Consider the following 12,413-nt stretch of genomic DNA (forward strand, 5'->3'; position numbering starts at 1 on the left):
GGGACTGCCCGCTCGCCGAACTATCTCCGTAGTCGACGTCTTGTGCAATGCAGCACATTTGTGCGGCTGCTCTGTCGGCGACGGAAATCTCTCTTCCCTCGGCAATCAGTAGCTGCCTTGGGTCGATTTGGGGCAAGACTGTTTCTTTGGGTGCCTATCTTCCTGTCGCGTAAGGATAAAATAATCCAATGATCGGAATACTGATCATTCGCAACGGCGCCGTTAGAAGGTCGGCGGCGTGCAGGCGCTGATGACCACGCAGGGCGCGTCGCCGATGTTGCGGAAGCGGTGCGGCAGGACGCTGGGAAACAGATAGCCTTCGCCCGCCTTCAGCACCCGCGACTGGCCGTCGACGGTGACTTCCAGACGGCCGGAGATGATCATGCCGCCTTCCTCTCCCTCGTGGGACAGCATGACCCGGCCGCTGTCCGAGCCGGGCTGATAGGTCTCGTGCAGGATCTGCAGGCTGGAATCCTGGCTGGAGCCCAACTGGCGGTAGGAGACTTCGCCGCGCGAAATGTCGGTCAGTTCGTCGTGGCGATAGAAGTATTTGGTCGGGGTCTCGAACTCCGAGCTGAAGAAGTCGCCCAGCGATATGCCCGCCGCGTCCAGCAGCCGTTTCAGCGAGCCGACGGAGGGGCTGGTGCGGCCGCTCTCGACCAGGCTGACGGTGCTGGACGGCACGCCGGCCTTGCGCGCCAGGGCGCGCTGCGACAGGCCCAGGCGATCCCGAAGGGCGCGCAGGCGCGGGCCGATGATGTTCTCTTCTTCCATGTCGCCACGCGCCATCCTGTCAGCTCCGCTTGCGGGTCAGCAGATCATAGGCCGCCCTAGCCATGACCTTGGCTGAGTTGGTCATGTCGTCGATGCCCACCCATTCGTCCGGTTGGTGCGCCAAATCCAGCACGCCGGGGCCGTAGGCGATGCAGTCCTTCAGCTTGCCGATACGGTCGATGTGCTTCTGGTCATAGGTGCCGGGCGAGCAGACGAACTGGGCCTTCTTGCCCAGCACCGTCTCGATGGCGGCGGCGGTCGTGCTGGCGACGGGGCCGTCGCGGTCGGCCATGCTGGGCGCCACCTGGAACAGGTCGCGCATCTCGTAGCGGAAGCCGTGGCGCTGGGCCGCCAGCCCCTCGAGGATGGCCTTCACCTCGCCCTTCACGTCCTCCAGCGTCTCCTCGATCAGGAAGCGGCGGTCGATGACCATGCGGCTGGAATCGGCGACGCAGGGCGCGGGCAGGCCGTCGAAGCCCTCGGCTTGGCCGCCGTGGATGGAGTTGATGTTCATCGTCGACTGGCGCGCGCCCTCGGGCACGACCGGCATGTCGGAATGGCGGGCAGCCATGGCGGGGTAGAGCTTGGATTCAAACTCTTCCATCACCGCGCCCATGTGGCGGATGGCTGAGTCGCCCAGGAAGGGCATGGAGCCGTGGGCGATGCGGCCCTTAGTCTCGATCTCGGCCCACCAGACGCCGCGATGGCCGATGCAGACCCGGTCCACGTTCAGCGGTTCGGGGATGATGACGTGGTTGACGCGCGGCTCCGAGAACCAGCCGCGCTCGGCCAGATAGGCGACGCCGCCGTAGCCGCCCGATTCCTCGTCCACCGTGCCGGAGATCTCCAGCGCGCCGGGCAGGGGCAGGCCGGAATCGATCAGGGCCTCGACCGCGATGATGGAGGCGGCCAGCCCTCCCTTCATGTCGCAGGCGCCCCGGCCGTAGACACGGCCGTCCTTCACCTCTCCGCCGAAGGGATCGACGGTCCAGCCGGCGCCGACCTCGACTACATCGATATGGCTGTTGAAGTGGACGCAAGGCCCCGGTTCGGAGCCGGTCCAGCGGGCGATGACGTTGGTGCGGGGGTATTGATCGCTGTCGCCCGGCGAGCCTTCGCCGCGCACATATTCGACGGTGAAGCCGCGCTTCTTCAGCCGCTCGCCGATGTATTCGGCGCAGGGGCGATAGGCCTCGCCCGGCGGGTTGATGGTGGGGAAGCGGATCAGATCCTGGGTCAGGGCGACCAGTTCGTCGGTGCGGCCGTCGATCAGGTCCATGACGGTCTGCAGGGTCGGGGCGCTCATCGGTGGAACCTCACTCGGCAGCCAAGGCGGCCAGAACCGCGTCGGTCATCTCAATGGTGGAAACAGCGGCGACGCCGGGGTGGGCGATATCCGGGGTGCGGACGCCGCTGGACACGACGTGCCGAACGGCGCGCTCAAGCCGGTCGGCCAGATCGGCGCGGTCGAACGACCAGCGCAGGCACAGGGCGAAGGACAGGATGGTCGCGATGGGATTGGCGACGCCCTGTCCCGCGATGTCCGGCGCCGAACCGTGGATCGGCTCATACAGGCCCCGGCTGGTGCCGCCCTGACCGAGGCCGGACAGGGAGGCGGAGGGCAGCAGGCCCAGAGACCCTGTGAGGGCCGCCGCTGCATCCGACAGGATGTCGCCGAACAGGTTGTCGGTGACGATGACGTCGAACTGATCCGGGCGCCGGACCAACTGCATGGCGCAGTTGTCGGCGTACATGTGCGACAGCTCCACGTCGGGATAGTCGGCGGCGACCTCGGTGGCGACCGCGCGCCACAGGGCGCCGGTCTCCATGACATTGGCCTTGTCGACCGAGCAGACGCGGCGCTGGCGGGTGCGGGCCAGTTCAAACGCCGTGCGGCAGACGCGGGCGATCTCGGCTTCCGTATAGGCCTGGGTGTCATAGGCGCGGCGCTGGCCGTCGGGACTGATCTCGTTGGCGCGGGGCAGGCTGAAATAGACCCCCGCCGTCGCCTCACGCACGATCAGGATGTCGAGGCCTCGGATCAGGTCGGGCTTCAGCGCCGAGGCGTCCAGCAGTTCGTCGAAACAGACGGCGGGGCGCAGGTTGGCGTAGAGGTCCAGCGCCTGACGAAGCCGCAGAATGCCCATCTCGGGCCGCTCGGCACGGGGCAGGTGGTCCCACTTCGGCCCGCCGACGGCGCCGAACAGGACGGCGTCGGAAGCCAGGGCCTGCTCGACCACATCCTCGGCTATGGGCGCGCCGACGGCGTCGATGCTGGCGCCGCCCGCCAATCCCTCGCTCAGTTCAATCCGCAGCCCGGCGTTCCGGGCCCAGTCGACGACGCGTAGGGTCTCGCGGATGATCTCCGGTCCGATGCCGTCGCCGGGCAGGACCAGCAGTTTGAACACACGGTCAGATGCAGCGGCCACCGTCGACCTCCAGCGCCACGCCCGTGATCATCGAGGCGTCGTCCGAACAGAGGAAGGCGGCGGCGGCGCCCATGTCCTCGGGCGTCGAGAAGCGACCGATGGGGATAGAGGCCAGGAACTTCGCCCGCACCTCGGGCGTGTCGGCGCCCATGAAGGTCTTCAGCAGGGGGGTGTCGCCCGCTACCGGGTTCAGGGCGTTCACCCGCACCTGGAAGGGCGCCAGCTCGACCGCCATGGCCCGCGTCGCCGTGATGACCCAGCCCTTGGAGGCGTTGTACCAGGTCAGGTTCGGGCGGGGGCTGACCCCGCCGGTCGAGGCGATGTTCAGGATGGCGCCCGATCCTTGCGTCTTCATCGCCGGGACGAAGGTTTTCGACATCAGATAGATGGAGCGCATGTTGACGGAGGCGATGCGTTCGAAGGCTTCGTCCGACAGTTCGTCCAGCGGTTGAGGCGTGTGGCCGACGCCCGCGTTGTTGACCACGATGTCCACGCCGCCCAGCAGGCGGTCGGCGGTTTCGGCCAGTGCGGCCACGTCGGCGGCGCTGGAGACGTCGACCTTCACGCCCAGATCGGCGTCGCCCAGTTCAGCGGCCAGGGCGCGGGCGGCGTCGCCGTTCAGGTCGGCGACGATGACGCGGGCGCCTTCCTCGGCGAAGCGGCGCGCGATTCCGGCGCCGAAGCCGGAGGCTCCGCCCGTGACGATCGCTCGCTTGCCCTCCAGCCGCTTCGATCTGTTCCCCTCCAAGACGCTACTCCCTTGCGCTATCCGTGATGGGCCGCGACGGTCTTCAGGGTGGTGAAGGCGTAGAGCGCCTCGAACCCCTTCTCGCGACCGTGGCCCGACTTGCCGACGCCGCCGAAGGGCAGCTCGACCCCGCCCGCCGCGCCGTAGTTGTTGATGAAGACCTGTCCGGCGCGCAGCCGTTTCGCCAGGCGCATCTGCCGTCCGCCATCGGCGGTCCAGACGCCTGCGACGAGGCCGTAGTCGGTGCCGTTGGCGATGGCGACCGCCTCGTCTTCCGTCTCGAACGGGATGACGACGACGGCGGGGCCGAAGATTTCCTGCTGCGCCAGCGGGTGGTCGGGCGCGACGTTTGCGAACAGAGTGGGCGCGACGTAGGCGCCGCCTTCTGGTAAGTCGCCCAGCGTCGCCTGCGCCATGATCAGGCCGTCTGCGCGGCCCTTTTCGATGAAGTTTTCGACCATGGCCTGCTGCTTCTTGGACACCAGCGGGCCGACATCGCGGTCGTCCATTGCGGGGCCGACGGTCAGGGCGGCGAAGCGTTCGGCCATGCGGCGCACGACTTCATCATAGACGCCGCGCTGAACCAGCACGCGCGAGCCGGCCGAGCAGGTCTGGCCTGCGTTCTGGACGCCCGCGTTGACGAGGAAGGGCAGGGCCTTGTCCAGATCGGCGTCGTCGAAGACCAGCTGGGGCGACTTGCCGCCCAGCTCCAGCGTCACCGGAACGGCGTTGAGCGCCGCCGCCTGCTGGATGGCCACGCCCACCCCGGTCGAGCCGGTGAAGGACAGGTGGTTGATCCCCGGATGCGCCGCCAGAGCCGCGCCCGCTTCGGCGCCCGTGCCGGTCACGACGTTCAAGACGCCTGCGGGCAGGCCGCAATCGGCGGCGATATGAGCGAAGGCGAGAGCGGTCAACGACGCCTGCTCGGCGGGCTTCAGCACCACGGCGTTGCCGACGCACAGGGCCGCCACGACGGAGCGGCCGATGATCTGCATCGGATAGTTCCAGGGGATGATGTGCCCCGTCACGCCGTGCGGCTCGCGCAGGGTGTAGACGGTGTAGCCGTCCTGGAAGGGAATGGTTTCGCCGTGCAGCTTGTCGGCTGCACCGGCGTAGAATTCCAGATAGCGGGCTAGGGCGATCACGTCGTTGCGGGCCTGCTTCAGCGGCTTGCCGACATCCAGCGCTTCCAGTTCGCTTAGCAGGTCGATGCGGGCTTCGACCTCGCGACCCATGCGGGCCAGGATGCGGCCGCGCTCGACGGCGGTGGTGCGGCCCCAGCCTCCGTGGAAAGCCGTGCTGGCGGCGCGGACGGCGTCGTCCACGTCGGCGGCGGTTCCGGCGGCCAGCCGGCCCATGACCTCGCCCGTCGACGGGTTCTCGATCGGCAGGGTCGCGTCGCCGCCTGCGGGGCGCCAGACGCCGTCGATGAAGAGCTTATCCGTGGGGAAGGGCGCGACCATGTCGTTAGGCTCACTGTGAGGGCGATCCCCCTCTGGTTCGCCGTCCAGGATAGTGGGCACGATAACGGATCAGGCGCCAAGCCCTTTATGGTTTTGGCCTAAGTCACTGATTTTGTGTTCTGAGTGCTCAATAAAATGAGCGTTTGACGCTGGGGCAAGCAGGCGCGGGCGGCTTTTCACGCGGGGGTTGCGGGCTCTAGCAGCAGGGCCATGATCTCGGCGCCCAGCATCATGTCCGAGACGGGGCCGAAACGACGCATCCGCATCCGGCCCAGCCGGTCGACCAGCACCAGGCTGGGCGTGCCCTGAAGATTGAAGGAGGTCATGGTGCGCGGCGCCGTCGTATCGGCCGACGGCGCGTCGACGGCGACCGGGAAACGGCAGCCGTGCTCGGCCAGCCACTTTGTCAGGCCCGCGCGGTCCGACTGCTGGTCGTGATGCTCGAACACGCTGTGGACGCCCAGGACGGCGACCTCGCCGGAGGTGAAGGTCTCGGCCACGCGCCGGGCCTGGGGCAGGGCGTAGTGGGAGCAGCCGGGGCAGAGGCGTTGCAGGAAGGCGATGCAGACGACCTTGCCGCGCAGGTCTTCCAGGCGCACCGGCTCGGGCGTGTTCAGCCATACCGCGGCGTCGATCGAGGGGGCGAGACGGTGCATGGCGGCGGCTCCTGAAAAGCAGGGCGCCCCGATGGAGGCCGGACCTGGAATCGAACCAGGCTGGACGGATATGCACTCCGCCGCGTAACCGCTCCGCCATCCGGCCATCGGGGCGAGGCGTCTGGATAGCAGGCGGCGCCGGGGGCCGCCTGGGCCGGTTGCGGATTAGCGGGGGCGCCGGTTGCAGCGCCCCCTCTATAGGGATCAGTCGGCGGCGGCCTGTTCGGCTTCCCTGGCCTCGCGGCGGGCGACGCTGAAACGACGGCCGTAGAGCAGATAGGCGCCGACGCCGATCACGTTCCAGATCAGGAACCACAGCTGCGTTTTCTGTGGCAGGCTGGCCAGCAGATACAGGCAGCCGGCGATGGCCACGGGGCCGATGACCCAGGCCAGGGGCGTGCGGAAGCCGCGCGGCAGTTCCGGAGAGCGGCGGCGCAGGATCAGCATGCACAGCGCCACGGAGCTGAAGGCCACCAACGTCCCGGCGTTGGCCAACGCGACGATCTCGCCCAGGGGGAAGAACAGGGCGATGGTCCCGACGACGGCGGTGGTGAAGGCGGTGATGCGCAGGGGCGCGCCCTTGGCCGACAGTTGCGACAGGCCGCGCGGCAGCAGGCCGTCGCGCGCCATGACGAAGAAGATGCGGCTCTGGCCGTAGAAGAAGGCCAGGATGACGGTGGGCAGGGTCAGCACCGCCGTGACGGCCAGGAAGTGAGCGGCGCCCGGCTGGCCGATCTCGCGCAGGATCAGGGCCAGCGGCTCGGGGCTGTTGGCGAACAGGGTGAAAGGCGCGGCGCCCAGGGCCGCCGTGGCGATGACGGTGTAGATGGCCGCGCAGACCAGCATGGAGCCGATGATGCCGATGGCCAGGTCGCGCTTGGGATTGCGGGTTTCCTCGGCCGCCGTGGCGATGGCGTCGAAGCCGTAGAAGGCCGAGAAGATGATGGCCGCGGCGGCCATGATGCCGCGCTCGACCCCGTCCTCGCCCATGGTGCGGCCGAAGCCGTAGGGATTGAACGGCTCCAGATTGGCGGCGTTGAAGTGGGGCAGGGCGAACCAGACGAACAGCACCAGGGCCGACAGCTTCACGACCACCAGGGCCAGGTTCAGCGTGGCGCTCTTGCGGGTGCCGATGATCAGCATTCCGGCGATGATCAGGATGATGAACAGGGCCGGGACGTTGGCGACGCCGCCCGCGTGCGGTCCCTGCATCAGGGCCATGGGCAGGCCCAGCCAGTCGTGCAGCAGGGGCGCCGCATAGCCGGACCAGCTGACGGCCACAGCGCTGACCACCAGGCTGTATTCCAGGATCAGGCTCCAGCCGATGATCCAGGCGACGACCTCGCCCAGGACGACGTAGTTGTAAGTGTAGGCGCTGCCCGAGGCGGGGATGGTCGAGGCCATTTCGGCATAGGCCAGGGCGGCGCAGGCGCAGACGAAACCCGCGATCAGGAAGGACAGCAGGACGGCCGGGCCGGCCTTGTCCGCGCCGATGCCGATCAGGGTCAGGATGCCGGTGCCGACGATGGCGCCCACGCCCATGGCCATCAGGTGCGGCCAGCTGAGGCTGCGGGCCAGGCTGCGTTCCTGCGCGTTGACAGTGATGCGCTTACGCACGTTCCAGCCGCCCATACGGTGTCTCGTCTTCTTGTGTGTCGGGACCGGCGGGAAGACCGGCGCGCTGTGTTGCGCCAGACGCGTCCTGGATACAAGCGTCACACGGACCTCGGCCGCGGCTTTGAGACGCGGGAGGGCGAGGCGCTACCTCCGTCGCCGGACATTTTGTCACTCAAGCGGCGACAAAACGGCAAGAAACCTAAGCCGATCCGTCACTGAAGCGCGCAAGCTTCGGAAACCGCAGCCGCTATCCATGCCGCCGAGGCAGGAGGGAAGCAGGGCCGTCCGTGACGGACAGGCCGCCCACTGTCGCATCTTTTGACCAGACCGGTGGATGACGATGAACAGCAGCTTCAAGACCATGCTCGCCGTGGCGGCCAGCGCGCTCGCCCTGGCGGCCTGCGGCGGCTCCGCCGAGGTGGCCTCGCCCGGCGAAGGCGACTTCGGCAATGGGAACGGCAACGGCAACGGCAACGGCAATGGGAACGGCAACGGCGGCAACGGCCAGGCCGCGGCTGACTGCCCGACCGGCTTCGCTAACGTCGGCACCATGGCCAACGGCACGCTGCGCAACTGCCAGCTGCCGCAACAGATCAACGGCGCGCTGACCGTGCCGCTGCGCGCCGGCACCATCTACTCCATCTCGGGCCGCACGGCCGTCGGCACCGACGGCGGCGTCGACGCCTCGGCCAGCACGGGCACGCAGGGCATCCTGACGGTCGAAGCGGGCGTCACCATCTTCGCCTCGGGCGGCGGCGACTACCTGCTGGTGAACCGCGGCTCGCAGATCTATGCTGAAGGCACGGCCTCGCAGCCGATCGTCTTCACCAGCCGCCAGAACGTCGAAGGCGCGACGACCGAGAACTCGCACGGCCAGTGGGGCGGCATCGTCATCGCCGGCCGCGCGCCGCAGGCCAACTGCCAGCTGACTGCGCCTGTCACCTGCACCGGCCAGGTGGAAGGCACCAACGCCTTCTACGGCGGCGGCAACGTCAACGACAACTCGGGCCGTCTGCGCTACGTCCAGATCCGCTACTCGGGCTTTGAGATTTCGACCGGCAACGAGCTGCAGGCCCTGACCCTGGCCGGCGTCGGCGCGGGCACGACCATCGAATACGTCCAGTCCTACAACTCGTCGGACGACGGCATCGAAATCTTCGGCGGCAACGTCAACCTGAAGCGCATCGTCATCAACGGCGCCGACGACGACGCCTTCGACACCGACACCGGCTGGCGCGGCGGCGCCCAGTTCGGCATCGTGACCCAGCGCGCCCCGAACGCGACCAGCCGCTCGGCCGGTTTCGAGTTCTCGGCCGCCCCGGCCTCGACGCCGCTGGCCCAGCGCTACAACTCGCAACCCAAGATCGCCAACTGGACGATGGTGGGCCGCAACTCGCCGACCGACGCCCACACCGTCGCCCACTTCGACACGGGCACCAAGGCGACCGTGGTCAACTCGGTCTTCACCAGCGTGGCCGGCTCCAAGGCCAGTTGCCTGGATATCGCCGACGCCGACACCGCCAGCGTGAACCCGGTGTTCAACTCGGTCTTCATGTCGTGCGGGATTTCCTACCGTCCGAACAATGCGACGCGTTCGGAAACGGTCTTCAAGGCCGGTACGAACAACACGGCCAATGGGACGTCGACCCTGACGGCGCCGACCGCAGGCGTGACCATCGCCAACCAGTCGCTGACCTTCATCAACGGCGCCAACGAAGCCGCCGTGACTCCGTTCAAGGCTTCCAGCGTCCACGCCGCCTTCGTCGACACCGACTACATCGGCGCCGTGAAGAACGCCTCGGACACCTGGTGGCAGGGCTGGACCTGCGGCCTGACCGCCAACGCGAAGTGCTGATGAACCCTCTGGCGAGGCGGCGGTCCGAAAGGGCCGCCGCCGACCCTTTGAGCGTCCAGCCTCTCTCGACCTACGCAAGGCAGCCGAACATGAAGAACAAGACCCTGACCCGTAACAGGCTGCTGCTGGCCAGCAGCGCCCTGGTCGCCGCTTTCGGCGCGCCCAGCCTCGCGCTCGCCCAGGCGTCCGCTCCCGTCGCCGCCGTGGCTCTGAGCAATGAATTGCCCGCCGATCCGGAAAGCCCGGATCAGGTGTCGCAGACCCCGGCCACCCAGCTGGGCGACATCGTCGTCCTGGGCCGCAACATCCCGCAGCCGAACCGTCAGAGCGCCGAGGTGGCCGCTTTCCTGACGTCGGAAGACCTGCAACGCACCGGCGACTCCACCGCCGCCGCCGCCCTGACCCGCGTGACCGGCCTGTCGATCGTCGAAGGCCGTTTCGTCTATGTGCGCGGCCTGGGCGAGCGCTATTCCTCGGCCCTGCTGAACGGTTCGCCGCTGCCCAGCCCCGAGCCGCTGCAGCGCGTGGTGCCGCTGGACCTGTTCCCCTCCAGCATCCTGGCGGGCGTGACGGTTCAGAAGTCCTATTCCCCCAACTATCCGGGCGAGTTCGGCGGCGGGGTCATCGACCTGCGCACCGTGGACGCTCCGGCCGAGCCCTTCCTGACGTTCAAGGCGGGCGTCGGCGGCAACACCGAGACGACGGGCCGCGACAACCTGGTGTATTACGGCTCGGACACCGACTGGACCGGCTTCGACGACGAGACCCGCAAGATTCCGGGACCGATCGACCTGGCCTTCCGCACCGGCAAGCAGATCAACATGGCCAACTTCTCGGCCGCCGAGCTGCAGCGGATGGGCCGCTCGATGGTCAATGCGCCGCTGCGCCTGATGCAGCGTCAGCAGACGCCGGTCGACGGCAGCCTGGAGCTGGCGGGCGGTTTCCGCACCCCGACCGAGGTCGGCGATCTGGGCGTCATCGCCGTGGCCGGCTACGACAACTCCTGGCGCACCCGTCAGGCGATCCAGGAAGAGGGCCAGTTCCAGGGCGACGACCTGGTGCCGGTCTCGACCTTCGACGTCGAGTCCAACCAGAACGACGTGCGTCTGAACTTCCTGGGCGGGCTGTCGCTGACGAACGACGATCATGAGGTGAAGTGGACCAACCTCTACGTCCGCACCACGACCAAGCGCGCCCGCACTTCGGCCGGGCCGGACTTCGACGCCGGCGGCAGCGTGATCCGCAACGACTACACCGAGTGGTTCGTGCGTCAGCTGTTCACCAGCCAACTGGCGGGCGAGCACTACTTCGGCGCCGACGGCGAGTGGAAGCTGGACTGGCGCGCGGCCTACGCCAAGACCTCGCGCGACGCTCCCTATGAATCGCGCTTCCAGTACGGCGTCGACGCCCAGGACCGCTTGATCCACAACGTCCAGGGCAACCAGATCTCGTTCAGCGAGCTGGACGACGAAATCTGGTCCGGCGGCGTGGACCTGGCCTATAAACTGCCGATGGCGGCGGGCCGCGAGGCGACCATCAGCGTCGGCGCCTCGACCCTGGACAACACCCGCTCGGCCGAGCGTCACGACCTGCAGTTCGAGGCCGTCAACGGCCTGACCGACAGCCAGCGTCGGGCGCGGATCGACTATCTGTTCTCGGACTACAACATCAATCCGTGGACCCTGCAGCTGCGCGAGATCGCCGGTTCGAACGGCGCCAACGCCTATGATGCGGAGATGAAGGTCAACGCCGTCTACGCCATGGTCGACGCCGAGTTCGTGCCGACCGTGCGCACCACCTTCGGCGTCCGCTTCGAGGACGGCCAGCAGAGCGTGACCCCGCGCGACTTGTTCGGCGGAACGCCCGCCTATGAGGCGACGGAGATCGAAGAGCAGTACTGGCTGCCGTCGTTCACCGCGACGTGGAACTTCACCGAGGATCAGCAACTGCGCTTCGGCGCGTCCAAGACCATCGGCCGTCCGCAGTTCCGCGAACTGGCGCCTCAGGCCTACACCGACCCGGAAAGCGACCGTGTCTTCATCGGCAACCCCTATCTGACGGATACCGAGATCCTGAACCTGGACGCGCGCTGGGAATGGTATTTCGGCCGCCAGCAGTTCGTCACGGCGGGCGTCTTCTACAAGAAGCTGGACAAGCCGGTCGAAGCCGTGATCGTCGATGTCGGCAACCAGCGCCAGCAGACCTTCCTGAACGCGCCGGAAGCGACCGTCATGGGCGTCGAGGCCGAGGTGAAGAAATACTTCGAGTTCGCCGATCAGGCGGCCTTCATTTCGAACAAGCGCTGGCTTGTGCAGGCCAACTACACCTGGTCGGACTCCGAGGTTTCGGTCGGCGAGGGCGACACCGTCATCACCCTGGGCGGCGGCGGCCGTCCCGAACAGGCGTCCTTCTTCATCCAGGACGGCAGCCGCATGCAGGGGCAGTCCGAGCACGTCGCCAACCTGCAACTGGGTTGGGAAGACGACACGGCCCGCTCGCAGGCGACCTTCATCCTGAACTACGTCTCGGAGCGGACCACCGCGCGCGGCGCGGGCGTCGGCACGGCGCGCGAGCCGGACTATGTGCAGGAGCCGGGCGCCTTCCTCGACTTCGTCTATCGCAAGGACTTCACCGTGAAGGGCCGCGACCTGGGCTTCGCCCTGGAGCTGCGCAACCTGCTCGGGACGGACTTCGAGGAGTACCAGGAGAAGGGCAACAAGATCCGCATCAACCAGTACGATCTGGGCCAGAGCGCCTCGGTCAGCCTGACGGCGCGTTTCTAAGCGCAGACTGAGCCTGACATTTGAGCCGGGAGGTCTAGCGGCCTCCCGGCTTTTTTTGTCCCTCTTCCATCGGGGGAGGGTGAATGTT

At 67.7% G+C, this 12,413-nt stretch carries 9 protein-coding genes and 1 tRNA gene; 2 read left to right on the forward strand and 8 right to left on the reverse strand.

The window, feature by feature from the left end:
* Window positions 1-222: 222 nt before the first annotated feature.
* From BJP32_RS10020 to BJP32_RS10055, 8 genes are all read right to left on the reverse strand, one after another.
* Window positions 223-789, reverse strand: coding sequence for a cupin domain-containing protein (locus BJP32_RS10020; protein WP_003165611.1), 567 nt, complete (start codon window positions 787-789; stop codon window positions 223-225).
* A gap of 4 nt (window positions 790-793) precedes the next feature.
* Entirely contained in the window at window positions 794-2,080 is a 1,287-nt protein-coding gene (locus tag BJP32_RS10025) for an acetylornithine deacetylase/succinyl-diaminopimelate desuccinylase family protein (protein WP_046652014.1), read from the reverse strand.
* A 10-nt stretch (window positions 2,081-2,090) separates the two neighbouring features.
* Window positions 2,091-3,182: a 3-isopropylmalate dehydrogenase gene (leuB, locus tag BJP32_RS10030; protein WP_198935281.1), complete on the reverse strand. Its 1,092-nt coding sequence runs from the start codon at window positions 3,180-3,182 to the stop codon at window positions 2,091-2,093.
* Window positions 3,183-3,186: 4 nt separating this feature from the next.
* Window positions 3,187-3,951: a glucose 1-dehydrogenase gene (locus tag BJP32_RS10035; RefSeq protein WP_076223884.1), complete on the reverse strand. Its 765-nt coding sequence runs from the start codon at window positions 3,949-3,951 to the stop codon at window positions 3,187-3,189.
* Window positions 3,952-3,968: 17 nt separating this feature from the next.
* Window positions 3,969-5,414, reverse strand: a complete 1,446-nt coding sequence (locus BJP32_RS10040) for an aldehyde dehydrogenase family protein (protein WP_076223886.1) — start codon at window positions 5,412-5,414, stop codon at window positions 3,969-3,971.
* Window positions 5,415-5,590: 176 nt separating this feature from the next.
* On the reverse strand, window positions 5,591-6,070 hold the full coding sequence (locus BJP32_RS10045) for a redoxin domain-containing protein (protein WP_076223888.1): 480 nt from the start codon (window positions 6,068-6,070) through the stop codon (window positions 5,591-5,593).
* Between the two features lie 32 nt (window positions 6,071-6,102).
* Window positions 6,103-6,176, reverse strand: a tRNA-Cys gene (locus tag BJP32_RS10050).
* Window positions 6,177-6,274: 98 nt separating this feature from the next.
* Window positions 6,275-7,702 carry an amino acid permease gene (locus BJP32_RS10055; RefSeq protein WP_076223890.1) on the reverse strand — a complete coding sequence of 476 codons (1,428 nt, stop codon included), beginning with the start codon at window positions 7,700-7,702 and terminating at the stop codon, window positions 6,275-6,277.
* 325 nt (window positions 7,703-8,027) lie between these two features.
* Between BJP32_RS10055 and BJP32_RS10060 the strand changes: the two genes are divergently transcribed.
* Both BJP32_RS10060 and BJP32_RS10065 read left to right on the forward strand, forming a co-directional pair.
* Window positions 8,028-9,542, forward strand: a complete 1,515-nt coding sequence (locus BJP32_RS10060) for a hypothetical protein (RefSeq protein WP_233126803.1) — start codon at window positions 8,028-8,030, stop codon at window positions 9,540-9,542.
* Window positions 9,543-9,631: 89 nt separating this feature from the next.
* Window positions 9,632-12,325 (forward strand): TonB-dependent receptor domain-containing protein, encoded by a 2,694-nt coding sequence (locus BJP32_RS10065; RefSeq protein ID WP_083673957.1) that lies wholly within the window; start codon window positions 9,632-9,634, stop codon window positions 12,323-12,325.
* Window positions 12,326-12,413: the final 88 nt, after the last annotated feature.

It is taken from the genome of Brevundimonas sp. ZS04 (assembly GCF_001956865.1).
Lineage (GTDB): Bacteria > Pseudomonadota > Alphaproteobacteria > Caulobacterales > Caulobacteraceae > Brevundimonas > Brevundimonas diminuta.